Genomic DNA, 26,116 nt, shown 5'->3' with positions numbered 1-26,116 from the left:
AACACCAATCCATCTTTATTTAATGATATTCACAATGTGAACATTTATTTCTTTAACCTGCTGCTCCAACATAGTGTGTAAAGTTTGATTGACATTAAACTGGATGTTCTCAGCAACTTTATGAACGTTTACACCTTCTTTTAATACTACGTAAGCCGATAGAATTACTTCTTCGTCTTTTATATCGACGCGCACACCACGGCCACGATATTTCTTGCCAAGCTTTTCTATATTACCACTTGCAAAATTGTTTTGTAAACTGTGAACTCCGGGTGTCTCTGTGACTGCGATGCTTGTTATCACTTCTATCACTTCAGGAGAAATATTAATAACGCCTAAATTGGAATTTTTTGTTGAAATCTTCACTATCATCACCTCTTGACATTATTATAACATGATATCATTTAAGGCTAAAAAGTTTGTGTTGTAATTATTATTATTGAAATCATCATTTTTCAACAGATTCATATGGAAAGGGATCGTCGTATCGATTCCGCCAATAATGAATTCACCAAGTGAACGTTTTGAAATGTGAATGACCTCTTCACGCGACTCACCGTGAACAATCAATTTGGCAATCATGGAGTCGTAATACGGCGGAATAGTATAACCGCTGTAGCACGCAGTATCCATTCTGACACCAAAACCGCCAGGGGTGATGAAGTTTGTTATTTTACCTGCCGAAGGCATGAAGTTTTTAGATGGATTTTCCGCGTTGATACGGTACTCGATCGCATGACCGCGGAAAGTTATGTCTTCCTGTTTAAAAGGTATTTCTTCCCTCATGGCAATTCTGATCTGCATTTTAACCAGATCTATGCCGGTGATCATCTCGGTCACCGGATGTTCCACCTGTATACGGGTGTTCATTTCCATGAAATAAAAATTATCGTCATTCAGATCATAGATGAATTCTATTGTTCCCGCACCGATGTAATCAATGCTTTTCGCTGCAGTTACTGCAGTGTCGCCCATCGCTTTACGTTTCTCATCCGTCAGAATCGGACTCGGTGCCTCTTCAACGAGCTTTTGCATTCTTCTTTGTATGGTACAGTCGCGCTCACCAAGGTGAACAACATTACCGTGATAATCTCCCAGCACCTGAATCTCTATATGACGGAAGTTTTCTATATACTTTTCTATATATAAGCTTTTGTTGCCAAAGGCACTTTCAGCTTCCTGTTCCGTCATCTTATAGTTCTGCACCAGTTCTTCTTGATTACGGGCCACGCGGATGCCTTTCCCTCCTCCGCCGTAACTCGCCTTAATAATGACCGGGTAGCCGACAGATGATGCAATTTCTTTAGCATGATCAACTGATTGGACGACACCGTCACTTCCCGGCACTGTAGGAACGCCTGCCTTTTCCATAGTATTCTTGGCGACATCCTTGACTCCCATCAAAGAGATGGTTTCATACATCGGGCCAATGAATATCAAATTTGAAGCTTCGCACATCTCGGCAAAATCACTGTTTTCCGCCAGGAAACCATAACCGGGATGAATTGCGTCACACCCTGTTTTATTGGCGATAGTGATGATGCTGATCATATCCAGGTAGCTGTCTTTAGACAGCTTAGGTCCTATACAGTAAGATTCCGTCGCAAGTTTCCGGTGTAGACTGTCTTTATCCGCTTCAGAATAAATGCTGACTGATTCGATTCCGAGCTCACTACATGCACGAATGATTCTTACTGCAATTTCACCACGGTTGGCAACCAACACTTTTTTTATCATAGGACTCTGAACAATGGCTGATCGTATTCAACCATATCTCCATCTTCAACGAGTATCTCTACAATTTCACCGGAAGTTTCTGCCTGGATTTCATTGAATAATTTCATCGCTTCTAAAATACATACTACAGAGTCATTGGATACATTATCGCCGACACTTATGAAAGGCTCTGACTCAGGAGAAGGAGCTTTGTAAAAAGTACCCACCATTGGTGCTTTGATCAGCGTGCCTTCTTTTTCGACCGTTTCATTTTCAAACGCAGGGATGTTTTGCTGTGGACTGATATTAGCCGTCTCTTTAGCAGGTACTTCCATTACTTCACGAGGTGCCTCTTTTTTCAATTTGATGTCAACCTCACCGTCTTTATAAGACAGTTCAGATAAAGATGCTTTTTCCATACGTTCAATTAATTTATCAAGATTCTCAATATTCATAGCAATACTCCTTAAGGAAATTTCTTCATATAATTTTACTTCAGTGGTCCTACCAATTCAAGTAAAAATAATAAAAGCAGAGAAAACTCTGCTTTTATGCTCTGGATACATACGCACCCTCATCTGTATTGATTACTAAAACATCACCTTGATTGACAAAAAGTGGAACCTGAATTGTCAAACCTGTCTCAAGCTTAGCTTCTTTAGTAGCACCTGTTGCTGTATCGCCTTTGATTCCAGGCTCTGACTCTGTAACTTTCAGTTCAACCGTCTTCGGCAACTGCACGCCTAAAGTTTCCCCTTCATACATGATGATTGTAACATTCATATTTTCCTGTAAAAACTGCAGCTCATGTTCCAGTTGATCAGTCTGAAGCTCTACCTGATCGTAGGTATTATTGTCCATGAAGACGTGACTGTCCCCATCAGCGTATAAATACTGCATCTTTCTGTTATCTATTTGAGCCTTCCCAACTTTCTCCCCGGCTCTGAAAGTCTTTTCCTGAATGGCACCTGTTCTCAGGTTTCTTAATTTACTGCGTACAAAAGCAGCACCTTTACCTGGTTTTACATGCTGGAAATCTACAACTCTCCATATGCTGCCGTCTGTTTCAATCGTTAATCCTGTTTTCAAATCGTTTACTGAAATCACTGTATCTTCCTCCTCGTGTTTATATAATAAAAAGATCTTTTGAACTGTGGGTCAGTTTACGAAGTCCTTCATCCGTCACCAGACAGTCATCCTCTATTCTGACACCGCCTACGCCGTCGACATATATACCCGGTTCAACTGTAACGCACATGTTTTCTTCAAGTATTGTTTCACTGCTTTTGGCAAGTGCCGGACCTTCGTGAACTTCAAGCCCGAAGCCATGACCGAGTGAATGTCCGAAATTATCTCCGTAACCGTAGGAAGTGATGACGTCCCGTGCAACTTTATCAGCTTCTGAACCAGTCATCCCATTTTTGATATCATCCAATGCTTTCAATTGTGACTCAAGAACTATATTATAGATTTTTTCCATTTCATCGGAAACCTCACCGACACCGAATGAACGAGTAATGTCCGAGGCATATCCTTTATAGTATGCGCCAAAATCCAAAGTGACCATATCGCCGACTTCTATTATTTTATCCGAAGCGACACCATGTGGCAATGCACCACGGTATCCACTCGCAACAATCGTGTCAAAACTCGCACCGCTTGCACCCAGTTTAGTCATGTAACCTTCAAGTTCGTTCTTGACCTGCATCTCACTCATACCCGGCTGTACATACTTTATAATATACTCATAGGATTCATCGGCAATTTCACATGCTTTCTTAATCAATTCCAATTCTTCAGCTGTTTTAAACATTCTGATTTTCTCCACTTCATTTGTCAGTGGAACAAGTTCGAAGTTATCAGAAAAAGCTCTGTATGTATTGAAGTTTACATGAGCACCTTCAAAGCCTACAGTTTTAAGGTTCTTCTCTTTTAAAAATTTGATGAGGAAATCTATCAGACCTTTTTGCTGCAGGACAAATTCAAAGTCTCGAGCCTCTTCTTGTGCCTGAGTGTTATATCTGAAATCCGATATTAAATATCTCTCATTTTCAGTTATGATGACTGCACCGCTTGAGCCGGTGAACGCTGATAGATATCTCCTGTTGTAAGGGCTCATTACCAGCAATGCATCTAACTTCTCTTTCTTAATTAGATCACGTACTTTTTCGTATTTAATCATCTTTTCACCTCAAAATATATTTTACAGTATTAAACATCCTTTTTCATTTATAAGTATGACATAACGTGTTAAAATAATAAAATGATGTTAGGGAGATAAAATATGAAAAATTTAATCTTTTTATTCACTTTTAGTTTTATTCTCGCTTCCTGCGGCAGTCCATCTGCAGAAGAACAGCTGTCATCTGCAGAGGCCGAGAAAGAAGAACTGGAAGAATTGCTACAGACCGAAACGGTTAAGCTCGAAAGAAACTCCATGAAACTTGAAACATTGGAAAATGAAATTTCTCAGGCAGAAACCTCACAAAATGATGAAAATGTCCAGCTCTATATAGATACCATTGATGAATATACAAAATCATTGGTCACTGAATTGGAATCTCTCAATCAGATGATCAACGAAGATTACAGCTCGGATAATTACAATAATCTTAATGAAAATATCGATACGATCATTGAAAATATTGATGACATAATCAGTACTTATGAGACGGAAGTCAATAATCTGGAATTGAACGAAACTCTGATGAGACGGCATAACTCATTGGAAGTTGCACATGCAGATATGACCGGGGCTTTGGAACAAATAAAAACCGGTGCTGCAAATAATGACAATAAAACTGTTCAAGACGGCATCACTGCTTTAAACAGCATAAGTGAATTCTATTAAAAGGAAAGTAGCGAGAAAATGGGAAAAACTAAGTTTGGCGGCCAGGCTGTCGTAGAAGGTGTCATGTTTCAATCCGGAAACGACATGGTCACGGCAATACGCAGAAACAACGATGAAATTGAATACTTTGAAATGGAACGCCCTCAGAAAAACTGGGTACAGAAATTAAAAAAGATACCTGTTTTACGTGGAAACGTCGCAATTATCGAATCCAGTATTTTCGGAATGAAGCATATGGAATATGCGACGGACCGTTATGAAAGAAATCCGGAAGATGATGCGAATATAGAAACCGAAAAACAGTCGGCGAACATGACTAAAATTGTGTTGTCCACTGTACTTGTCGGCATCTTATCTTTCCTAATAGGTAAATTCCTATTCACTTTGATTCCTGTATTTGTCGCAGCATTGTTTTCGGGCATAATAACCAGCCATTTCGGTCAAGTTGCTCTGGAGACATTTTTCAAATTATTACTTCTTTTAGGATATATATATGCAATTTCCTTTACACCGATGATCAAACGATTATTTCAGTATCACGGGGCAGAACATAAAGTGATCAACACATTCGAATCAGATAAAGAACTTACAGTCGATAATGTACAGGACCACTCAAGGCTGCATTACAGATGCGGCAGCTCATTTATTTTATTCACAGTCCTGGTCGGCTTTGTCGTTTACATGTTCGTTCCAGTAGAGCCTTTCTATGTAAGGATTTTAAACAGAATACTATTAATTCCGGTCGTTTTGGGATTATCATTTGAAGTGCTGCAGCTGACCAATAAATTAAGGGATATTCCGGTATTGAAATGGTTGGGACTGCCGGGATTGTGGTTACAATATTTGACGACAAAGCAGCCCGAAAATGACCAGGTTGAAGTAGCAATCCACTCATTCAACCAATTATTACGGAGGGATAAAGCTTGAAGAAAATTTTGCTCTACCTATTTATAGCCATTGCCATCATCGGTTTGATATTTAATCTGGACATGGTCATGAATATGATTTTAAGCTCAGTCATTTTCATTTTGGTGCTCGGGGCTGTCGTATATGGAATATACTACTTCTTTATATTGACCCCAAGCCAGAGGAAGTACAGAAAGGCACTGAGAAAATCCAAAAGAAGATACCGAAGCAGAAAGAAATGATTAAAAGCATCCAGAGGGATGCTTTTTTGTTTGTCAAAACCTGAAACGCGGTCCATTTCTCCATTATGAAACTTCTTCACCCACTTCCCTCTTTTAAATTATATAAAAGTTAATTATAATGTTAAGTATGCATGTATTTATGAGGAGGACGTAAATTGGATACTTGGTTAATAATACTGATCGTATTAGTTGTGCTTATCGCTCTATTATTAGTAAATGGTCTTCTTAACATGAGAAATGTTAAGTCATTGCCGGAAGACGAATTTAAAAAAGATATGAGAAAAGTACAATTGGTCGATCTGCGTGAAAAAGAAAAATATGAACATGGTCATATTTTGGGAGCAAGAAATATACCCATGATGAACCTGTCGATTAAAATGGGGTCATTAAGGAAAGACAAACCTATCTATCTATATGACCAGACAGGCAGACTTTCTATCAGAGCTGCCAAAATGCTGAAGAAAAAAGGATACACAGATGTATACATGCTAAAAAATGGAATCAGTAAATGGACGGGTAAAATTAAATCTAAAAATAAATAAAAGCAATTCTCCAATTAATGGAGAATTGCTTTTTTATATCTGCTTCAATTAGTTTTTATGAAAAGGTGCTTTAACGAATTTAGCTTCTACATCTTTGTTACGAACTTTGATGATGAATTCTTTTTCAAGTTCATGGAAGTCTGTATCAACCATTGCAAAACCGATTGAACGTTTTGTGGCAGGTGACTGTGTACCACTTGTAACGACACCAACCTGGTTGCCTTCGTTGTCAAAGACTTCGTAACCAGTACGTGCAATTCCTTTACCAGTAATTTCAAAGCCTTGAAGTTTGCGTTTTGCGCCTTCTTCTTTTTGTTTCTTTAATACATCTTTACCGATGAAATCACCTTTGTCGACTTTAACAGCGAAGCCCATTTTAGCTTCGATAGGCGTAATCTCTTCAGTAAGATCCTGACCGTGAAGAGGAAGTCCGCCTTCAAGTCTTAAAGTATCACGTGCACCAAGACCACATTCTACCGCACCTTCTTCTTTGAACAGTTTCCAAAGTGCTACAGTATCTTCACTCTTACAATAAAGTTCGAATCCGTCTTCACCTGTATAACCAGTCTGGGAAAGAATGACTTCTTTACCATCTACTGCAACGTCCTGTCTGAATTCAAACATTTTCAAGTCGCTGATATCTTGTTCAACGTGCTTTTGAACCATTGCTCTTGCATTTGGCCCCTGTACAGCAATCTGCCCGTATTCAGGAGAGACGTTCTCAACTTTTGCATCGAATCCTTCAATTGAAGTCAACCATTCAAGATCTTTGTCCGTATTGCCGGCGTTAACAACAAGAATGTACTCATCTTCACCTAATTTATAAGCTACTAAATCATCGATTACTCCGCCTTGTTCATTACACAGGAAAGTATAATGTGCTTTTACATCAGTGAGTTTAGTAATATCATTTGTAAGAACATGATTTAAAAACTCTACAGCCTCTTTACCTGAAACTTTGATCTCACCCATGTGACTCACATCAAAGATTCCAACATCTTCTCTTACTGCATTGTGTTCCTCTTTGATGCTCGTGAATTGTACGGGCATTTCCCAACCACCAAAGTCAACAAGTTTTGCACCACTTTCATGATAATACTCATTCAATGGTGTTTTCTTTAAATCAGCCATAAATTGTTTTCCTCCTTAAAATAAATGAAACAGAACAACCGATCCGTTGCCCTGTTGAGTAACCTTCAGGAACGCGTCACAACACTGTTCTTTTGCCTGAGAGATTCACCTGTAAAGGTTTGCTCCTTCGGCGACGACTTAACGTGCTCTCCAGTATTGATCTTACGCAAAATTTTGTTGTTCCAACAATATACGTTCTCATTATATCAATAAGTGGAATTGTTAGGCAAGTTTTTAAGTTGAATCGTCACCTGCTGCTGTCAGCAGCTTCCAATTGCAGCAATGTAGTCACTAATTCCTCGACTTCGAGACTCGCATCCACTTTATAATGTGATGTTTCTTCATAATATTTTAAACGGGATTCATATAAATCCTTAGTGGCATCGTAACCATTTTTCAGCATTGGACGCCCTTTGTCATTTTTTATGCGCGCGTACAACAATTCAAAAGAAGCTGATAGAAAGTAGACATTATGATTTTCATTATTTTTCAGAAGTTTCCTCGACTCTTCATATGTAATGATGCCGCCGCCTGTCGAGATTACAGCCCCGGCATCGCCAATCACTTTTTTCAGTGCATCCCTTTCAATCTCCCTGAATCCACTCTCACCCTGACTATCGAAAATAGAGCTGATCGACTGTCCGGTCTCTTCCACAATGTAATGGTCGAGATCTATAAATTCTTTACCTGTTATTTCAGAGACCCGTTCACCTGCAGTCGTTTTACCACTGCCCATAAAACCTGTTAAAATCATCTTTTCACCCTGTCCCGATTATTTTATTGATGTAATTCTCATAAATTAATATTAGATTTGTTCTGATTTCAATCACCATCATGTATCTATTATAGAAGTGGTAGTAAACAGATATCAAATATATCAATATAATATACAATGAAAAGCTGATAAAACCCTCATTTTTTAATAGTAATTTCTTCATAAAATTCTCCATTGGTTTTAATTTTTATTTTTATAACACGCTCATCTTCTGTAATCTCCCAAGTTGAAACGTCAAACAACATTGTGATGAATCCCTGATCATCTATGCTTTTAATAATTCTTGCATTATTCAGCTGATATTCTATTTTGCCGCGTTCTGTTAAAAAAATGAGGGAATTTTTTCCTTTTTTCTTTACTTCATCAGAAGACTCTGAGGTTTCAATAATATCCATTATGAAAATATCACCGTCCAGCTCAGTGTCTATCATTCCAAACTGTGAAAATACACTGAACGTTGCCGGTAAAATAAATGCAATCAGACTGATGACAGATAATGAAAATAGTGTTTCCAAATAGGTGAAGCCGTCATTCTTTGATGCTGATGCACAAATCTTTTCTAGTCTTGTCACATATCTCACCCTGCCCCACCAGAAATTTATCATTGTTGCTTTTAAAATCTTCAAAGTTTTCGTAACCTGAAAGCGAAATGTACAACTCCCTGTTGAATCTCAACTGCGATTGAGTGACACTGTCAAATTGCACAAGTACAAGCAGCGCAGGCAGCAGTACATTGGTGATGACTAAAAGTGTCATCAATGACAATAGGGAATCCGCCAGTAAAAATCCTTCATCGTTCAATCCTGAACTGCCCTTTTTGAATTTGAAAAACAAATCGTACATCCTCCCCGCCGCAATTAAAGATTACAGTGCCAAATGCATTGGTGTTGCCAGAAGAAAGATAATTGAATCTTTTAAGGCCGCTGCTATGGAGCCTGCATGTTGTCAGTGCATACTCATAAACATCTTCCCGTTCCAGTGAACGGGCAATTAATTTATTATTTGTATGATCCATCAGGACAGTATGTGCAATCTCCTTATGGATACTCCTGGTTTGAGCAGCTTTAAAGAAATATGCAATATTATTGATTTCATTTTCCTTATCACCGGCATTGAAATCAGGTATCGAGTTGACTGATATGAGTAAGATGATGCCGACGACAGAAAGTGTCAGCATCATCTCCAACATTGTAAATCCGTTATTGTCTGACAGCTTGTCCATTGGCAATCCCTATTTCGACTCCATTGGCACAGCTGGTCTGATCTTCTGTTATATAATTGCCCGATACAAGAGCACCGATATTGGCAGGATCTGATCCTGTATTTAATTTATAAGCCTGGATCTGGCTCTGGACCATTTGTACTTGAGCATCACATCCGGTGTCCTGGACATTTGAGCTCTGTGCGGCGATATTTGGAATGATAAGTATGATCAGTACTGATATGACGAGCAGTACAAGAAGCATCTCAATCAGCGTAAATCCATCTTCATTGTTGACAAACTTTTTCATGAATAATTTTCTCATTGTAAATCCCCTTTTTTAATTTAATGTGGACATCATCTGAAATATCGGCAGCATGATGACCAGATACAGACAGACGATCAGCACTCCCAAAATGCTGAATATGACAGGTTGTATTCTTTTAGTTAAATTTTCTATACGCATTATTATTTTCTCCAACGTGTATTCACTGAAAATAACAAGCTCTTTTCCTACTTCGCTGTTCAGTTCACCGTGGCTGATGAATACCGATAGTTTTTCATCAAGTATTGGAATATTTTTCACAGCAGCAGACATTGAGTATCCCTGATTGAGTTTCTGCTCTATCTTAATAGCAATGTAATTCAAATATGTGCTCAATGATTGATTTTTAAACAGTGCAATAATCTCCTTCACTTCCAGACCATTATTTATAAAGTAACCGAATTCTCTTGAAAATCTGTATGTGTGATAATGGACAACATAAAATTTCACAAGGGGCACTTTAAGCAAGATTTTGATCTGTATATCGACCGGAGCAAATTTGATTATCAAAATGACAATCAGTACGGAAATGGCGAGAGCTATAATTATTCCGATGACAATGTTCGGCAGCAGCTCAAGCATCACTGTCAGTACACTGACAATCCCTTCTGCTTCTGTACCTATGGAATTGTAGAGGGATTGGAACTGCGGAATGACTGTATAATTCAATATGATTAACATGACAATGAAGATGCTGACCAGCAGAAGCGGATACTGTATTGATTTAATCAATTTCGAAAAGGTATTACGCCTATTTTCAAGATAGAGCGCTGATTCTTTCAGATTGTTGATCATTTCTCCATGAATCTCTGCAAAGGTGACCTGAATGATAATGGATTTTCTAAAGCCGAGAATCTCTAAAATGCTGCTGAGCTTTTCACCATCATCAATCATCCGCCCGGCTGCCTCTTTAGTATTTGTTTTTAAAACATCATACTGTTCGAGCAGGAACCTTAAAGCATTGTACATAGTGAAGCCATTTTCCATCAGAGTACTTAATTTCAATAAAAAATGACCATCATAAGTGCGTAGTTTATTTGAATTTTTGGTTGTAATAAGAAAATTCTTCATCATTTAAATGCCCTTCATTTTTAAGTGTCAGTAATCTGTCGTCAAGTGTTCTGTAATTCACAGGCCTGCCGAGTAAATGCTCATTGATGTCTTCAGCAGTTAAATATTCATAGATGATGAAACTTTTCAACTCTGTATGAATTATTCTCTGGTTCACGATTAAAGATATACTCTGCTTAAGTTCTTCATCGTATAGATCAAAATCTTTAAGGCGGCTGATTGTGCTGACTGCAGATTTACTGTGGAATGTACTGAATACGAGATGCCCCGATAAACTTGCGCGGATGAGTTCCCTCGCGATGGTACTATCTCTTATTTCACCAAACATCAAAACATCGGGATCACATCTCAATGCCCCTCTCAATAAAGGTTCATAGGATATATTTGCCTTATCATTGATCTCCACCTGCACCATCCCATCTATTTCATATTCAATTGGATCTTCTATACTGATCACCTGCCTTGATCCTTCTTTAATGACTTCATTTATAAGATTGGACATCAATGTGGATTTTCCTGAGCCTGTCGGTCCTGTAAATAAAATCAAACCTTGTGACAGCTCCGTATAATCTTTAAAGAAATCGAATTCTTTATCATTTATGAATAATGATTTGACAGGCCGCTTATCCAGTGAATCCAGAATCCTGATCACAACGACTTCATCCATCAGTGTTACTGGTAATGTGCTGACTCTCAAGGCAAGTTCCTGGTTATAGACTTTTAAAGTCGTCTTTCCGCTCTGAGGGATTTTATGCTCATTGATATCGAGTTCAGCGATAAATTTTAAAAAATTTACTAATCGTTTAAATTCATCTTTTGAGATTTCCTGAAAATTTTCCATCTTGCCTTTCTGCCGAAATTTTATCCTGCCACACTCACTTTCAAGTATTATGTGAATATCAGTGGCATTATTTTCCTGTGCACTTTCTAAGATAGTAATAATTTTATTTTTCATAAATTTCCCTCCTACTATATATAATCCTTAAAAGTGCACTTTTGATTTTTTCTCACTTAATTTCACACTTTTTGCATTTCTGTATACACAAAACGGAGGTATTACAGTATAATGTAATTTATTACCATGAAATTTAATATAAAGGCTATTTACTTTAAGAAATAGTTTATCTATAATTAGTAGTGATGAAATGTTTATAAATATTTACTTCGATGAAAGGACTGGTCCGATGGATAAGGTATTTAAAACTTTAGGTTTCTGGACAGCGATGTTTAGTATTCTGTTCTATGTGGGCGATATGATGATGATGACACTATTCTTCCTTGCCCAAACAGGATTCTTTGTTTTACTTGGATATATGAAATTGACTGAGAGAATGTATATGTATGTATTTGCAGCATATTTAGTATTCTTCTTCGTTGGATTTACATACTACACAACATTTATAATGGAGCCGGCATTCGGCTAAAAAAAAGTTCAAACCACATGGTTTGAACTTTTTTTATTTCGCTTCAGATTATATATGGATTTGTTTTCTTTTCTTTCTCAATCGATGTCTCATTGCCGTGACCTGGGTAGACTGCCGTTGCATCGTCGAGCTGAAACAGTTTATTTTTGATTGAGTCCATCAGTACATCGAAGCTGCCTTCGAGAAGGTCTGTACGACCGACTCCACCGCTGAATAGTACATCTCCGGAGAAAATTTTCCCGTCTTCTTTAAAATAAAAACTTAAACTGCCAGGTGAGTGGCCAGGCGTATGAAAAATCTCAAAGTTGAAACTGCTGATCGAGTAATCTCCTGTCTGAAGTATGACCGGTTCGATATCACTTTCAATCAGTTTTATTCCCATTGAAGCGCGTTTAACCGACATATTCAAGTTCGGATCACTGATCCATTCCCTTTCTTCATCAGCCATATAAACCTCAGTATCGTATTTTTCCTGTACTTCATCAAGTGCGCCGATATGATCATAATGGGCATGAGTCAGCAGTATGCCGGCTACCGGCAGATTGATTTCATCGACTGTCTGTATGATCACTTCTGCTTCCGCAGCAGGATCGACAATCAGTACTTCTTTTCCGTTGGACAGTATATAACAGTTCGTATCAAGCAATCCCAACGTTAAAGTTTTTACGTTCATTCAATCACTCCTAAAAATTCTTCTAGACAAGGTCCGATATTAATTATACAATAATATTGAGCTTAAAGAGAAATATGGGGGGTTAAAAAACATGCCTTTCTTAGACACAGGAGAATTATTTGAAATTGGCGGCATCACGATTCGCTTAGGTATTAATGCTCTGTCATTATTAATGATCATTGTTACTGCCTTTTCAATCTGGGGCATCGTAGGTGCACTTAAAGCAAGAAATCTATTAGCTGTACTCATGAGTATTGGCGCAACTCTTACTTTTGGCTTCTTTACGGTGGCCACAATACTTACATACGGCTATCCGGAACTTGGAGCTTAAATTGTAATTTATAGAGATTAGGATATCCTAATCTCTTTTTTATATTTAACAGGAGGAGAGAATTCCATGAGATATGTGTTTATTACTGGAACATCCAGAGGGTTGGGAAATGCATTACTGGAAATGTTCGAGGAAGACAGGGTCATCAGTATTTCACGAAGCAAAGTCGAGACAGAATATCCGTTATATAAAGAGTTTTACATTGATTTTCTTGATGAGAAAAAGCTGGAAAATTCTATAGAGGAAATTTTTGAATCCATAGAGGCGGAACCGGGAGATGATATATTTTTCATCAATAACGCAGGTGTTGTTGATCCGGTGAGATCCGTTTCAAATCTTGAAGCGGAAGAATTGCTGAATAATTATAAAGTGAATGTACTCGCACCTGCATTGTTTATGAAAGGCTTTGTAAACAAATTTAAAGATCATCAGGGTGCTAAACGCATACTTACGGTATCAAGCGGCGCGGCATTGAATCCGACCGAGGGATGGGCGGCCTACTGCAGTTCCAAGGCTGCTGTAAATATGGTCAGTGATGTTTTAAGACTTGAAATGGACCGTCTGAAGTATCCGATCTTCAGCGCAACGTTCCGCCCGGGTGTCATAGATACGGATATGCAGAGCGATATCAGAGCATCCGAAGCGGAGCAATTCCCTGATGTCGAACGTTTTAAAAAGTTTAAGGATACAAACAAATTATATAATAAGAAAACAGTCGCCTACGTATTAAAAAGAGTGATTACATCGGATAATTTTGCTTTCAGTGAAAGTTTCAGTATCAGCGATTTCTTATAAACAAATAAAAGTAACAGCCGTCAGCTGTTACTTTTTATATTGGGAAACTATTTTTGCCGCGCCATAGATTCCGGCATCATTGCCGAGAGATGCAAAGACGATCTCAGTACTGTCTGCTGCAGGTGGAAAAACGTAATCGTGGAACTGCTCCACTACTCTGGAGCGGAGAAATTCTCCTGCCTGACTCAGACCGCCCCCTAATATAATATGGGAAGGATTAACTGTCGCAGCTATATTGCTCATTCCGATAGCCAGATATGCAGCCATTTTATCAACAAGATGGAGACTCAGTGTATCACCATTTTCAGCATTCTCAAAAACGGCTTTCGCATTCAGTGACCCGGAGGATATCCTATCGTCCAGTACTGATTGTCCAAATGCATTCTGATATTTACCGGCTAGATTCCTGAGCCCCAGACTGGAAGCAACGGACTCAAGACACCCTATGCCGCCGCAATTACATTTCAAATTTTCTTCCACCGCGACTTTCATATGGCCGATTTCTCCGGCAGCACCACCCGCACCGTGTACGAGAAGAGTGTTTATGATCACACCGCCGCCGACGCCCGTACCAAGGGTGAACATGACGACATCTTTCTTGTTCTGACCCGCTCCGAAAGCCTGTTCACCCAAAGTTGCCAGGTTTGCGTCATTATCGACGATGGTCCACAGTCCACTGAGTGCTTCAAATTCTTTCTTAATATCTTTAGGACCGTGCCAGTTTAAATTGATGGCTCCGTTTACTGTTCCTGATTCAAAATCAACAGGCCCGGGCACACCGATTCCCGCACCTGTACAATCATCGAACGATGATTTATGCATTGACAATTTATCTTTGAAAGAAACATGGATATCACCCAGGATGTTTTTCCCATCTTCAGTTGTATCTGTCGGTATCTGCCATTTCTCTATTAATTTTAAAGATGAATCAAACAGCCCCAGCTTACAGGCCGTGCCTCCAATATCCACTGCCAGTATCATTCTTCTTCACTCATCCTTTTGTTGATTATGAGAAGGGAGTTCAGATACTCTTCTTTACCGATCAATTTATTTCTGTAGAGTTCCTGAATTTCCATCTTCATCAGTTCGAGACGGTTGTTCATATCTTTATCATAGACGTAGCTTCCAAACCGCAGCAGTATATCATTAATATATGTCAGATCTTTATTCAATTTCATCCAACTCCTCAATGATAAGTGCAAGGTCCGGATCGCTCACATCACCGTTATACTGGTTGACGACAGTTTTCATATCTTCAAACTGTTGATTTTTACGTAATTCTATCAGTCTGTGCTTTACAATAACATCACTCTGCTGATCGATTTGAAAACTCAAGTCATAATACTCTTTTGCCTTTTCCTCGTCTCCTGCATGCTGATACAGTGATCCGAGAGCGTAATATGTCAGACCCGTCTCATTGTTCATCGCGAAAGTCTGATTTACCATATCGAGCGCATCCTCATACTCGCCCTTTTCAATGGCATTCAGCACCTCTGTATCCATCGCCTGTGGTTCTCCATCTTCTGGTTGAATGAAGAACACCGGCAGAACCGCGATGATTACAAATACAGCGATGGATCCGAAAAACCATTTCTTCAGTAATCTATCAGGATTGAAAATCAATCCCAGCAACAGCCCGAAAATCAGTCCGCCGATGTGGGCGTAATGATTTACATTGCTGAAGAGTGAAGATAAGACCGCGATGACGATAAAAATTAAACCGACCTGTACGAGCAGCTTGTAGCTGAGCTTCTTACTGAGCATCAGATGAACGATGATGATGCCGAGCAGCCCGTATATGGCACCGCTTGCTCCGAGAGAAACCGCATCACGAAGAAACATCAGTGAAAAAAGACTGGAAAGCGTTCCTGTCAATATGTAAGCTGCAAGCATGTGCCATTTACTGTACAGCGACTCTACAAATTTACCCAGGACAAACAGAGCTGTCATATTGAACAGAAAATGTTCGACTCCGCTGTGTAAAAACGCGCTCGTCAATAAGCGGTAATAGTCACCGTTGGCAACTGCATGAAAGCTTACCGCCAGGTTATCAGTGACCTGTAACGAGCCTAGTATATAAAGATAGAATAAGTTTACTAAAAAGATGACCAGATTTACCGCAAGGAGCAGATAAGTCATCGGAGTGTACTTGCTCAAATGCGTTTCCAGCGGATGGCTGGACATTACTTTTTTTGCGTAATAATTATTGCCTTTGTTGGAATTCTGATTCATTTCCATTTTATAAAACGGGTGATTGATCAGACTTGTAAAGCTGGCGATTCCTTTATGAACGATTTTCATTTTGTCATTTTTATATTTCTCTTTAAATGGCTCAACTGTTTTATAGTAACTTCTGATATTTTTAATATTGAAGCCTGCCATTTTAGAAAATTCATGGTGTCTTTCAAGGATGTTGTCAGACAACATCTTCCTTCTTTCTTCTGAAAGAGGCTCCGGGTTTATGAGCATTACCGACTGCCTTTTTTTATTCTTAAGCCAGATGCTTTTATTATGATCATCATAATTAAAAAAAGAATAATCGGTAAAACGTATCACTTCATAAGCTGATTTCCATATATCAGACATGGATTAACGACCTGCTTCAGCATCTAATTTTCTAGTTGGTGTAATGATGTAATCGACAGGAATATCATGAGATTCATGTTCAACAGTGCCGAACTGTTCATCGAAAATCACAGATACTTTCTGCCCTTCGAATTCAGCAAGGAACTTATCATAGTATCCACCGCCGTAACCGATACGATAGCCCTGCTCATCAAATACAAGTCCCGGCACCACCACAAGCTCAAAGTTATTGGTTTTTACTGTTGTCGGCGGTATTCTGATACCTTTCTTATCTTTTAGAATATCTTCCATATTTGTGAACGGATAAAAGTTCATTACTTTAGCTTTATAATCAACTACCGGATTATATACTTTGATCCCATCTTCCAGAAGACTCGATATGATGCCATCCGTATCCATTTCATGCGGCATTGATAAGACGATGCCCACTGATTTAAAATTATTAATCTTTATATAATCGAGCAATTCTTGTTTTAGTATATCTTCCTTTTCCGATTTATAACCTTCATCCATTTCAGATAAAGTGTTGATCATATTTTTACGAGATTCTTTTTTAGACATATGCTGTCCCTACTTTCTTCATTTATACCTCAAGTATCAATATACATAAGTTTATAACAAAATAAAAGTATCCCCAGGGATACTTTTATTCGAAACTATTCTAATTTCTCGATCTTTTCACCAGTTATTACAAAATAAACATGTTCAGCAATGTTCTTCACATGATCGCCTATTCTCTCAAGATATTTAGCACATAACTGACTTTGCCCTGATACAAACAAGTCAGTGTCTTCAAATATATCAGAAGTCGTTACATGTACAAACAGACTGTCGATATCCTGATCACGTTCATATACCTCTTTACATAATGAAGTATCCTGGTTGAGATAAGCTGTATAGACATCTTTAAGCATCAATGAAGCCAGCTGCTCCATTGTTCTTAAACGAAGGAGTAATTTTTCATTAGTGATTTTAACACGTTTCCTTACCTCTGCCAAGTTACTGATGTTATCACTGATTCTCTCTAAGTCATAAGCGATTTTAATACTTGATATGATGATTCTTGTATCAGTTGCTACAGGTGCTTGTGTCGTTATTAAAGTTACAGCCTGTGTGTTGATATTATACTCTTTCCTATTGGCTTCAACATCTCCCGAAACCAATTCTCTTGCAGGTCCAATATCATCCATACTCAGAAGACTCGTGACGCCCTGCAGGCGGTCATAACAAATTTCACCCAAGTCGATAACTTCATTTACAAGTGATTGCAGCTCACCGGTATACTTTTCTCTATAGGGCATTATTATCCAAACCTGCCGGATACGTAGTCTTCAGTCCTCTGATCTCTCGGATTTTCGAAGATGACTTTTGTCTCATCATGCTCAATCACATAACCCTGATAAAAGAAAGCTGTAGTATCAGAAACTCTTGCAGCCTGCTGCATGTTATGAGTAACTACGACGATGCTGTAGTTCTTCTTCAATTCCTGCATCAAATCTTCTACCTTGGTAGTCGATATCGGGTCAAGAGCACTTGTCGGTTCGTCCATTAAAATGACGTCAGGCTCTGTTGCAAGCGCTCTTGCAATACAGATGCGCTGCTGTTGGCCGCCGGATAAACCAATTGCGTTATCATGCAGACGGTCTTTCACTTCATCCCATATCGCTGCGTCACGCAGACTTTTTTCAACAACTTCGTCAAGTACCTTCTTTTTACGGATTCCATGGACGCGCGGGCCGTAGGCAATATTATCATAGATTGATTTAGGGAAAGGATTCGGCTTTTGGAAAACCATACCTACTTTAGTTCTCAGTTCTTCGACCGTAAATTTCTTTTCAAAGATATCCTGGTCGCGGTAAAGGATTTCACCTTCTGTTCTGACTATCGGCACAAGTTCGACCATACGATTCAAAGCTTTTACAAATGTTGATTTACCGCACCCTGAAGGTCCGATGATTGCTGAAATTTCATTTTTATTGAAAGTGAGGTTGATATCCTGCAATGCATGGTTATCACCATACCAAAGATTAAAATTATTTGTTTTGAAAATAGGTTCCCTTATAATTTCTGTTTTTGTTTCACCTTGTGTCGCATCTTCTAAAGCAGCAGTATCTACAGGTTTTCTGATTACGTTTCTTTCTTTTATATTAGCCATTTATTATACCTCCAAATTAATAACGGGTTGAGAATTTATTACGAATGAATATAGCTATAGAATTCATTAACAATAGTATTACAAGCAGCACGATTATTCCAGCTGCAGCTAAATATTGGAACTCTTCCTGCGGCATCTTGATCCATGCGTAAATCTGCATCGGCATCGCCTGGAAGGAATCCAGTACACTGTCCGGCGTGACCAATAGTGTCGTTGGAACACCTATGACAACAAGCGGAGCTGTTTCACCTATTGCACGTGATACTGCAAGTATGATTCCGGTAATTATACCCGGGATGGCAGCAGGCAGAATAATGCGTGACACAGTCTGCCATTTTGTCGCCCCCATTCCTATCGATGCTTCACGTACTGTCGAAGGCACTGAACGTATCGCCTCCTGGGATGATACGACAATGACCGGCAAGATCATCAGAGCGAGCGTCAGTCCTGCAGCAAGAACGGAGTTCCCCATAGCCATCGCGCGTACGAACATTGCAAGGCCTAAAAGACCAAATACAACTGACGGCACGCCAGCCAAGTTTGAAATGTTAACTTTGATGAAATCTGTCACTCTGTTTTTTGGTGCATATTCCTCGAGATAGAGCGCAGTTGCAACTGATACGAATATTGCTACTGGTACAGTGACGACCATCAGCCAGAGTGATCCGACTATGGCACCATAGAAACCGGCATCTTCAACACGGGAAGAGCTGAAATTTGTTAAGAAATCAAGGTTTAAATAACCGATTGCATCACTGAGAGTATCAACAATCAATGTTATCAGAACGACTAGACCGATCATTGTACAAAGAAAAAATAACCACTTCATGACCTGATTGAATGTCAGACGTCCCGACCGTTTTTTTGCAATCAGTTCCTTATCGATAAGTTGCATCTAGTATTCCTCCCTAAATCTTTTAGATACCCACTGGGAAATAATGTTCATCGCAAATGTAAACAGGAATAAAGTCATGCCCACTGCAAACAGACTGAAGTATAAAGATGAACCGTAAGCAGCATCACCTGAAGTGATCTGTACGATAAAACCTGTCATTGTCTGCAGAGAGGATGTAATATCCAGACTTGCATTCGGTGTACTTCCGGCAGCGATGGAAACGATCATCGTTTCACCGATTGCTCTTGAAACAGCTAAGACGACTGATGCGATAATTCCAGAAACCGCTGCTGGAAGCACCACTTTAAATGTTGTTTCCAATTTAGTAGCACCGAGTCCTAGTGACCCTTCACGAGTGGAATTTGGTACTGAACTCATTGCGTCCTCACTTAAACTTGCGATCATAGGGATGATCATGATTCCGACAACAAGTCCGGCACTTACTGCATTATATAATGATATACCGCTGTAAAGTGACTGCAAAACCGGAGTTACAAAGTTGATGGCGAAGAAGCCGTATACAACCGTCGGAATGCCTGCCAAAACTTCAAGGATGGGTTTTATTATTTTTCTTGCACGGTCTGATGCATATTCACTCAGATATATTGCTGCACCCAAGCCGATTGGAACAGCAAATACTGTTGCAATAACAACAACTTTCAATGTTCCCATCACCAGTGCCCATATACCAAACTCAGGTTCCGAACTGTATGGCTGCCAGGATGCAGAAGTGAAGAACTGGACAAAAGATTCTCTGCTGAAAAATTCCAGTGACTGTGAAATCAAAGTATAAAGGATACCGATAGTGGCAAGAACGGAAATAGAAGTTATGATTAATAGTATGACAGGAATCAGTTTTTCAAAACCGGCGCCTTTATTTGATTTATTTTTTTGAATCATTTCCTGAATATTATAATTGCTCATGATTAGCCTCGCTTTCAGTCAAAAAGGACGGGCAAGTACCCCGTCCACTGATATAATTCTTTATTGTTAAAATCAGTTACCTGTGTTTGGTAATTTATCATATTGTTCCTGCTGAGCTTCTGCTTCAAGTGGAACATAACCAACTGCTTCTGCAGCTTCTCCCGAGTTTACAATCACATACTCAAAGAAAGTATGAAGTGTTTCATTGTTTTCAAGAGCTTCATTGCTTACATAAGAGTAAAGTGGACGTGCAAGTGGATATTCGAATGACATAACGTTTTCGCTAGTCGGTTCCACCGCTTCTTCACTGTCAGGCCCTTGAATTGATACTGCTTTTAAAGTGTCCTGGTTTTCAAGGTAGAATGCATAACCAAAGAATCCGATTGAATTAGGATCGCCGACTACAGATGAAACAACCTGATTAGTATCCTGGATCAGCTGACCTTCTACACCTTCTTCATCCATAACTTCTTCATTGAAGAAATCATGTGTACCGTGTGACTGGTCTGGACCGTAAGCTGTGATAGGCTCATCCGGGAAATCTTCACGTACATCAGACCAGCTTGAAGCTTCACCGCTGTAGATAGTGTTCAATTCTTCAAAAGTCAATGAATCTACGAAGTCGTTTTCCTGGTTGACTGCGACAGTCAAACCATCAGTAGCGATTAAAATTTCGCTGTAATCGACACCTGCATCCGCAAGCTGCTGTTCTTCTTCTTCAGCAATTCCACGGGATGCGTTGGCAAACTGTGCTGAACCATCTATCAATGCACTGAAACCAGAACCTGTACCGTTCCCACCAAGTTCTACAGGAATACCATGATCAGCATTAAAATCTTCAACCAATACGTTTAAAATAGGGAATACTGTAGATGAACCTTCACCAACAATCTGTTCATCATCTTCGTTAACTTCACCTGTTACAGTGAGTTCGCTGCCGTTTGAAGCACTTTCGTCTTCAGAACCTTCTTCCTCAGTAGATTCTTCTGTTGAAGCGTCTTCCTCAGTTGATTCTTCTGTAGAAGCGTCGTCTCCAGTATCTTCTGCAGACTCTTCAGACCCGCCACCGCCGCAGGCAGCAAGAATGAACATTAAGCTCATAAGTAAAGCTGATAGAAACAAGCTCTTCTTCATACTATAATTCCTCCAATGTCAATGTAGTAACTGGTGTTACATATATACAATAACGGTTGAATGTAAATGTGTAATTAACTAATTGTAAAGATTGTGTAAATGTGAAGAATCATAAAAAAACCTTTTAGAATTTCTTCTAAAAGGTTAGTATTCTCCGTATTCTAATTGTGGATAGAACCAGTCTGTATCGTAACTGAAAGGTTCCTCTTCATCATGCCCATATTCAAGTTCATAAAATTTGTTGATTACGTCTGCACCGAAATACTGTGCAGGGAAGAATGGGATGGTATACGGCATATTCGGGAATATCACTGAAAATGCCATGTCAGGATCATCGTAAGGTGCGTACCCTAAATAAGTCTGGTTGAATACATCTGTACCTTCCTTGTATGTTTCTGCCGTTCCTGTTTTACCGGCAGCTTTCGGTTCCAGTTCATGATAGGCATCCCAGCCTGTACCATATCTGTCCGTCGACTGATCATGTGTGTTGAACACATCATAAAAACCGTTTTGGACCTGATCCCATTCCTCATCAGAAATATCCACGGTATTCAGCACTGTCGGATTGAACGATTTCAGAACGGGGCCTTCTTCATTCGTATTGCTTCCACGAACTTCTTTTGCCAGATTCAGTTTCATTCTTTCACCTCTCGTGGCAATGGTTGATACATACTGGCTCAATTGCAATGCAGAGTATGTATCGTATTGGCCGATTGCCAGGTATAGGTAATTACTCGCCGGATACTGTCCGAAGTCCGGCGACAGACCGGTCGCTTCATTCGGCAGGTCAATACCTGTAGAGACACCGAGGCCGAATTGATTCATACCGTTTCTCAAAGTCTGCCCTGCTTGTGAAATATCGTGCGGCAATGACATATTATCCACATACTCCATCCCTGCAATACGCAGAGCTGTCTTATACATATATACGTTGGAAGATACCATGAGCGCTTCCTGGTCATCTATCGGAATACTTGAATCTCTGTTAAAGAATGATGTTCTTGGATTACTGTCACCACTGAAATTAAGCGGTTCATCCAGCATGACTTCGCCAGCTTCCAGCACATCTTCCTGATAGCCTGTTATTATTGTTGCGGCCTTAGTGGAAGACCCCGGTACGAAAGTGGAAGTAAGAGTGCCGTAATGATAATCCACAATTTCTCCATCATCATCTATCTGTTTGCCCACCATGGCAAGCACATCACCGTTATCAGGGTCCTGGACTGCCAGCAGTACTGTGTCAAGATGTTCAGGAATGATGGTGTAATCTATGTCGCCTGTAACTTCATTTCTTTCGGTGATTTCTTCAGCGAGTTGTCTGAGTGATGTCAGATGATGCTCTGCAAGTTCTTCGAGTTCAAGCTGAAGTTCAATATCGATTGATAAATAAAGATCATCTCCCGGCTTGCCGTTTTCCACGGTTTCCTGGCTGATAATACGTCCTGATTTATCCGTTGAATACTTCACCTGCTCTTTTTCACCCTGGAGGACATCTTCATATTGATATTCCAGATATGTTTTACCGACTCTGTCGTTTCTCGAATACCCTCTCGACAGATAGTCTTCCACCAGCTCTTTCGGCAGCCCTTCATCCGGCGAAGACACTTCTCCAAATATAGTTTTCAGAGTGTTGTCATAAGGATAATATCTATCCCAGTCCATGCCGGTGGAAATACCTTCAAGTTCTTCGAGTGCTGAATTGACACTTGCAAACTCCTCTTCAGTGACATCCTCATTTTTAATGACCACCGGGTTCAATTCCGGAGCGTTGGCCATTTCTACGTATATACCCAAAGTATTCAAATCTTCCTCAGATAAGATGCTATCCACATATTCCTCGTCTGCTCTATTGTAAAATTCTTCATTAAATTCTGAATGGCTGATGTTCCCGTCTTCCAATAAAGTAGATTCATCACTCATGAGAGTATCCATTTCATCAGGGTAGTTATTGATGATGAAATCCTGTTTATCTCTTAAGGAAATCGTTTCGATGTCCATCTGTATGTATTCGCTGAGTTCATCAGCAACACCCATGATTTGTGAAGTATTCATATTTCTGTGTCTTGTAAAATATATTGCAGGTTTGGACTCATTACCTACAAGCAGATTGCCATTGCGGTCATAAATCTCCCCGCGCGGCACACTCTGGTTTATCTCTACATATTGCGCATTCTCAATTTCTTCCTGATACTCTTCACCTTGAACAATCTGCAGATAACCCAACCTTAGTATAAGCAGAAGACATAAAATGAATATGACTATGATGACAAGATTGATTCTGCTTTTTAAAGTTTGCCTGTTAATTGCTTCCAGGCTTTTAACTTTTGCTCTTTTCAATAGACTTCATTCCTTAACCCATAAAAATACTAACGTCATTTTATCACAGCAGATGATTTATAGATATAAAAAAGACGGGAACGAGTCCCGTCTTTTTTTATAAGATATTATTATTTTGCATTTTTGTAAAGTTCGTTCACTTTGTCCCAGTTAACAACGTTCCAGAATGCTTTGAGGTATTCAGGGCGCTTGTTCTGATACTTGAGATAATACGCATGTTCCCATACGTCCACACCAAGAATTGGTGTTTTACCATCTGTGATCGGGTTGTCCTGGTTTGGAGTTCCAACAACTTCAAGTTCTCCGTTGTTGACAACCAGCCAAGCCCAGCCTGAACCGAATTGACCAGCACCTGCTGCTTCAAATTTTTCTTTGAAAGCATCCAATGAACCGAATTTAGCTTCGATTGCATCTTTTACTTCCCCATTAGCTTCAGCAGCATCAGGAGTTAACATTTGCCAGAATAATGAGTGGTTGTAGTGTCCACCACCATTGTTTCGAACTGCAGTTTTGATATCTTCAGGTACTGAATTCAAACCTTTGATAACTTCTTCAATATCTTTTGATTCTAAATCTGTGCCTTTCACTGCATCGTTCAACTTCGTGACATAAGTGTTATGGTGTTTAGAATGGTGAATTTCCATAGTTTCTTTGTCAATGTGTGGTTCCAATGCATCATATGCATATGGTAATTCTGGTAGTTCAAAAGCCATAGTTAATTCGCCTCCAATAATATTTTACATATTAAATATAACAATTCAAAGGTAGAATAACAAATGAATTGTTTACCCTGCTGGTATAATCATACCTTTGTTTGAATTATCTTAAACATTCTGAAGAGACTATGCCGCTTTGATATAATAAAATATAATTTAATAAAGCGAAGTAGTTACATTTCATGTTTATATTTAGTATAATAACAAATGATTTAAGAAAGTATTTATATTAAGGAGTTTGGATATGTCTGAAATTATACATCGTACTAAAACACGACAGGTAAAAGTCGGCGACTTGACTATTGGCGGTGAAGACCAGATTGTCATTCAAAGTATGACAACGACGAAAACACATGATGTGGAAGCGACGGTTGCAGAAATACACCGTTTAGAAGAAGCCGGATGTCAGATTGTTCGAGTGGCATGCCCGAAAGAAGAGGATGCTTTAGCAATCCCTGAAATTAAAAAACAGATAAACATACCATTAGTAGTAGATATACATTTTGACTATAAGCTTGCACTTCTTGCTGTTGAGGGCGGAGCGGATAAGATCCGTATCAATCCTGGCAACATCGGACGCCGTGAGCGTGTCGAGGAAGTCGTAAAAGCATGTAAAGCCAAAGGAATTCCAATCCGTATCGGAGTAAACGCAGGAAGTCTTGAAAGACACATCATTGAAAAACATGGTTTCCCGACTGCAGACGGTATGGTGGAGAGTGCACTGCACCACATCAAGATACTTGAAGATCTTGATTTCCACGATATCATCGTTTCGATGAAAGCTTCAGATGTCAATCTGGCAATCGAAGCATATACTAAAGCTGCAAAAGCATTTGATTACCCGCTGCATTTAGGTATTACTGAAAGTGGTACTCTATTTGCGGGAACAGTTAAAAGTGCTGCAGGACTCGGTGCCATCATTTCACAGGGCATGGGGAACACACTCAGAATTTCACTTTCCGCAGACCCTGTCGAAGAAGTTAAAGTTGCAAAAGAACTGTTGAAATCATACGGTCTTGCAAGTAATGCGGCTACATTGATCGCCTGCCCTACATGCGGACGTATAGAGATTGATTTGATTTCCATCGCCAACGAAGTTGAAGAGTACATTTCGAAAATTAAAGCGCCAATCAAAGTTGCAGTACTCGGCTGTGCGGTCAACGGCCCTGGTGAAGCGCGTGAAGCGGATATCGGAATTGCAGGTGGACGTGATGAAGGGCTGCTCTTCATGCATGGGGAAACCGTAAGGAAAGTACCTGAAGAAACAATGGTTGATGAGCTTAAGAAAGAAATTGATATTCTTGCTGAAGCACACTTCGAAAAAGAACGTAAAGAGAAAGAAGAAGCTGCAGGTAAATAATTATACAAAAAATAACGGGTATTCCA

At 39.4% G+C, this 26,116-nt stretch carries 33 protein-coding genes and 1 riboswitch; of the genes, 8 read left to right on the top strand and 25 right to left on the bottom strand.

All coding sequences use genetic code 11. The features are described 5' to 3' along the window. Positions 1-15: 15 nt before the first annotated feature. The 5 genes from ACY8DT_RS13075 to ACY8DT_RS13055 all read right to left on the bottom strand — a co-directional run bounded on the left by ACY8DT_RS13075 (position 16) and on the right by ACY8DT_RS13055 (position 3,898). Positions 16-366 carry an Asp23/Gls24 family envelope stress response protein gene (locus tag ACY8DT_RS13075; protein ID WP_462420749.1) on the bottom strand — a complete coding sequence of 117 codons (351 nt, stop codon included), beginning with the start codon at positions 364-366 and terminating at the stop codon, positions 16-18. 21 nt (positions 367-387) lie between these two features. Beyond that, positions 388-1,734, bottom strand: coding sequence for an acetyl-CoA carboxylase biotin carboxylase subunit (gene accC, locus ACY8DT_RS13070; protein WP_462422275.1), 1,347 nt, complete (start codon positions 1,732-1,734; stop codon positions 388-390). Beyond that, positions 1,734-2,171, bottom strand: coding sequence for an acetyl-CoA carboxylase biotin carboxyl carrier protein (gene accB / locus ACY8DT_RS13065; protein ID WP_462420748.1), 438 nt, complete (start codon positions 2,169-2,171; stop codon positions 1,734-1,736). The genes accC and accB overlap by 1 nt, the downstream gene beginning before the upstream one ends. Before the next feature lie 94 nt (positions 2,172-2,265). Next, positions 2,266-2,823, bottom strand: coding sequence for an elongation factor P (efp, locus tag ACY8DT_RS13060; RefSeq protein ID WP_462420747.1), 558 nt, complete (start codon positions 2,821-2,823; stop codon positions 2,266-2,268). Between the two features lie 19 nt (positions 2,824-2,842). Next, positions 2,843-3,898, bottom strand: a complete 1,056-nt coding sequence (locus tag ACY8DT_RS13055; RefSeq protein ID WP_462420746.1) for a M24 family metallopeptidase — start codon at positions 3,896-3,898, stop codon at positions 2,843-2,845. Positions 3,899-4,000: 102 nt separating this feature from the next. On the opposite strand from ACY8DT_RS13055, the gene ACY8DT_RS13050 reads away from it, so the two are divergent. The 4 genes from ACY8DT_RS13050 (at position 4,001) to ACY8DT_RS13035 (ending at position 6,257) form a co-directional block, all read left to right on the top strand. Continuing rightward, a complete protein-coding gene (locus ACY8DT_RS13050) occupies positions 4,001-4,567 on the top strand; it encodes a hypothetical protein (RefSeq protein ID WP_462420745.1) in 567 nt (188 codons plus the stop codon). Between the two features lie 18 nt (positions 4,568-4,585). Then, positions 4,586-5,494 carry a DUF1385 domain-containing protein gene (locus tag ACY8DT_RS13045; RefSeq protein ID WP_462420744.1) on the top strand — a complete coding sequence of 303 codons (909 nt, stop codon included), beginning with the start codon at positions 4,586-4,588 and terminating at the stop codon, positions 5,492-5,494. Next, positions 5,491-5,715 (top strand): SA1362 family protein, encoded by a 225-nt coding sequence (locus ACY8DT_RS13040; RefSeq protein ID WP_462420743.1) that lies wholly within the window; start codon positions 5,491-5,493, stop codon positions 5,713-5,715. Before ACY8DT_RS13045 ends, ACY8DT_RS13040 begins: the two co-directional genes overlap by 4 nt. Positions 5,716-5,870: 155 nt before the next feature. After that, on the top strand, positions 5,871-6,257 hold the full coding sequence (locus ACY8DT_RS13035; RefSeq protein WP_052256382.1) for a rhodanese-like domain-containing protein: 387 nt from the start codon (positions 5,871-5,873) through the stop codon (positions 6,255-6,257). A 48-nt stretch (positions 6,258-6,305) separates the two neighbouring features. Here the strand turns inward: ACY8DT_RS13035 and gcvT are convergent, their stop codons facing one another. The 8 genes from gcvT to comGA all read right to left on the bottom strand — a co-directional run bounded on the left by gcvT (position 6,306) and on the right by comGA (position 11,715). Continuing rightward, the gene (gcvT, locus tag ACY8DT_RS13030; RefSeq protein WP_462420742.1) at positions 6,306-7,388 is read right to left on the bottom strand and encodes a glycine cleavage system aminomethyltransferase GcvT; all 1,083 of its coding nucleotides are present in this window, start codon (positions 7,386-7,388) and stop codon (positions 6,306-6,308) included. A 74-nt stretch (positions 7,389-7,462) separates the two neighbouring features. Then, positions 7,463-7,552, bottom strand: a riboswitch (glycine riboswitch). A gap of 83 nt (positions 7,553-7,635) precedes the next feature. After that, on the bottom strand, positions 7,636-8,142 hold the full coding sequence (locus ACY8DT_RS13025) for a shikimate kinase (RefSeq protein ID WP_462420741.1): 507 nt from the start codon (positions 8,140-8,142) through the stop codon (positions 7,636-7,638). A 158-nt stretch (positions 8,143-8,300) separates the two neighbouring features. Beyond that, positions 8,301-8,735: a competence type IV pilus minor pilin ComGF gene (locus tag ACY8DT_RS13020; protein WP_462420740.1), complete on the bottom strand. Its 435-nt coding sequence runs from the start codon at positions 8,733-8,735 to the stop codon at positions 8,301-8,303. Further along, positions 8,692-8,997: a hypothetical protein gene (locus ACY8DT_RS13015; RefSeq protein ID WP_462420739.1), complete on the bottom strand. Its 306-nt coding sequence runs from the start codon at positions 8,995-8,997 to the stop codon at positions 8,692-8,694. Before ACY8DT_RS13015 ends, ACY8DT_RS13020 begins: the two co-directional genes overlap by 44 nt. Beyond that, positions 8,954-9,385, bottom strand: coding sequence for a prepilin-type N-terminal cleavage/methylation domain-containing protein (locus tag ACY8DT_RS13010; RefSeq protein ID WP_462420738.1), 432 nt, complete (start codon positions 9,383-9,385; stop codon positions 8,954-8,956). The genes ACY8DT_RS13015 and ACY8DT_RS13010 overlap by 44 nt, the downstream gene beginning before the upstream one ends. Continuing rightward, complete coding sequence (gene comGC / locus ACY8DT_RS13005) at positions 9,363-9,674, bottom strand: competence type IV pilus major pilin ComGC (protein ID WP_462422274.1); 312 nt, start codon at positions 9,672-9,674, stop codon at positions 9,363-9,365. The genes ACY8DT_RS13010 and comGC overlap by 23 nt, the downstream gene beginning before the upstream one ends. A gap of 30 nt (positions 9,675-9,704) precedes the next feature. After that, positions 9,705-10,763, bottom strand: a complete 1,059-nt coding sequence (gene comGB / locus ACY8DT_RS13000) for a competence type IV pilus assembly protein ComGB (protein ID WP_462420737.1) — start codon at positions 10,761-10,763, stop codon at positions 9,705-9,707. Beyond that, entirely contained in the window at positions 10,723-11,715 is a 993-nt protein-coding gene (gene comGA, locus ACY8DT_RS12995) for a competence type IV pilus ATPase ComGA (protein ID WP_462420736.1), read from the bottom strand. The genes comGB and comGA overlap by 41 nt, the downstream gene beginning before the upstream one ends. 229 nt (positions 11,716-11,944) lie before the next feature. On the opposite strand from comGA, the gene ACY8DT_RS12990 reads away from it, so the two are divergent. After that, positions 11,945-12,184 carry a DUF2626 family protein gene (locus ACY8DT_RS12990; protein WP_092986168.1) on the top strand — a complete coding sequence of 80 codons (240 nt, stop codon included), beginning with the start codon at positions 11,945-11,947 and terminating at the stop codon, positions 12,182-12,184. Positions 12,185-12,227: 43 nt separating this feature from the next. Here the strand turns inward: ACY8DT_RS12990 and ACY8DT_RS12985 are convergent, their stop codons facing one another. Then, positions 12,228-12,857, bottom strand: coding sequence for an MBL fold metallo-hydrolase (locus ACY8DT_RS12985; protein ID WP_462420735.1), 630 nt, complete (start codon positions 12,855-12,857; stop codon positions 12,228-12,230). A 91-nt stretch (positions 12,858-12,948) separates the two neighbouring features. Here ACY8DT_RS12985 and ACY8DT_RS12980 point away from each other — a divergent pair, with 91 nt between their 5' ends. Then, positions 12,949-13,188, top strand: coding sequence for a DUF2759 family protein (locus ACY8DT_RS12980; RefSeq protein WP_462420734.1), 240 nt, complete (start codon positions 12,949-12,951; stop codon positions 13,186-13,188). Between the two features lie 66 nt (positions 13,189-13,254). Next, positions 13,255-13,983 carry an SDR family NAD(P)-dependent oxidoreductase gene (locus ACY8DT_RS12975; protein ID WP_462420733.1) on the top strand — a complete coding sequence of 243 codons (729 nt, stop codon included), beginning with the start codon at positions 13,255-13,257 and terminating at the stop codon, positions 13,981-13,983. A 27-nt stretch (positions 13,984-14,010) separates the two neighbouring features. Here the strand turns inward: ACY8DT_RS12975 and ACY8DT_RS12970 are convergent, their stop codons facing one another. From ACY8DT_RS12970 to ACY8DT_RS12920, 11 genes are all read right to left on the bottom strand, one after another. Beyond that, positions 14,011-14,964, bottom strand: coding sequence for an ROK family glucokinase (locus ACY8DT_RS12970; RefSeq protein WP_462420732.1), 954 nt, complete (start codon positions 14,962-14,964; stop codon positions 14,011-14,013). Further along, a complete protein-coding gene (locus ACY8DT_RS12965) occupies positions 14,961-15,161 on the bottom strand; it encodes a YqgQ family protein (protein ID WP_462420731.1) in 201 nt (66 codons plus the stop codon). The genes ACY8DT_RS12970 and ACY8DT_RS12965 overlap by 4 nt, the downstream gene beginning before the upstream one ends. Continuing rightward, positions 15,148-16,569 carry a rhomboid family intramembrane serine protease gene (locus tag ACY8DT_RS12960; RefSeq protein WP_462420730.1) on the bottom strand — a complete coding sequence of 474 codons (1,422 nt, stop codon included), beginning with the start codon at positions 16,567-16,569 and terminating at the stop codon, positions 15,148-15,150. The genes ACY8DT_RS12965 and ACY8DT_RS12960 overlap by 14 nt, the downstream gene beginning before the upstream one ends. A gap of 3 nt (positions 16,570-16,572) precedes the next feature. Then, a complete protein-coding gene (locus ACY8DT_RS12955) occupies positions 16,573-17,130 on the bottom strand; it encodes a 5-formyltetrahydrofolate cyclo-ligase (RefSeq protein ID WP_462420729.1) in 558 nt (185 codons plus the stop codon). Between the two features lie 95 nt (positions 17,131-17,225). Further along, positions 17,226-17,870: a phosphate signaling complex protein PhoU gene (gene phoU, locus ACY8DT_RS12950; RefSeq protein ID WP_462420728.1), complete on the bottom strand. Its 645-nt coding sequence runs from the start codon at positions 17,868-17,870 to the stop codon at positions 17,226-17,228. Between the two features lie 2 nt (positions 17,871-17,872). Beyond that, positions 17,873-18,724, bottom strand: a complete 852-nt coding sequence (gene pstB / locus ACY8DT_RS12945) for a phosphate ABC transporter ATP-binding protein PstB (protein ID WP_462420727.1) — start codon at positions 18,722-18,724, stop codon at positions 17,873-17,875. A gap of 16 nt (positions 18,725-18,740) precedes the next feature. Then, positions 18,741-19,619, bottom strand: coding sequence for a phosphate ABC transporter permease PstA (gene pstA, locus ACY8DT_RS12940; RefSeq protein WP_462420726.1), 879 nt, complete (start codon positions 19,617-19,619; stop codon positions 18,741-18,743). After that, positions 19,620-20,546: a phosphate ABC transporter permease subunit PstC gene (pstC, locus tag ACY8DT_RS12935; RefSeq protein ID WP_462422273.1), complete on the bottom strand. Its 927-nt coding sequence runs from the start codon at positions 20,544-20,546 to the stop codon at positions 19,620-19,622. Between the two features lie 69 nt (positions 20,547-20,615). Further along, on the bottom strand, positions 20,616-21,677 hold the full coding sequence (locus ACY8DT_RS12930) for a PstS family phosphate ABC transporter substrate-binding protein (protein WP_462420725.1): 1,062 nt from the start codon (positions 21,675-21,677) through the stop codon (positions 20,616-20,618). Between the two features lie 144 nt (positions 21,678-21,821). Beyond that, entirely contained in the window at positions 21,822-24,014 is a 2,193-nt protein-coding gene (locus ACY8DT_RS12925; RefSeq protein WP_462420724.1) for a peptidoglycan D,D-transpeptidase FtsI family protein, read from the bottom strand. A 110-nt stretch (positions 24,015-24,124) separates the two neighbouring features. After that, the gene (locus ACY8DT_RS12920) at positions 24,125-24,727 is read right to left on the bottom strand and encodes a superoxide dismutase (RefSeq protein ID WP_462420723.1); all 603 of its coding nucleotides are present in this window, start codon (positions 24,725-24,727) and stop codon (positions 24,125-24,127) included. A gap of 247 nt (positions 24,728-24,974) precedes the next feature. Here ACY8DT_RS12920 and ispG point away from each other — a divergent pair, with 247 nt between their 5' ends. Further along, complete coding sequence (ispG, locus tag ACY8DT_RS12915; RefSeq protein WP_462420722.1) at positions 24,975-26,090, top strand: flavodoxin-dependent (E)-4-hydroxy-3-methylbut-2-enyl-diphosphate synthase; 1,116 nt, start codon at positions 24,975-24,977, stop codon at positions 26,088-26,090. The last annotated feature ends 26 nt before the right edge of the window (positions 26,091-26,116 follow it).

This window comes from Salinicoccus sp. Marseille-QA3875, from assembly GCF_054950095.1.
This window is presented reverse-complemented; position numbering and strand designations above follow the sequence as displayed.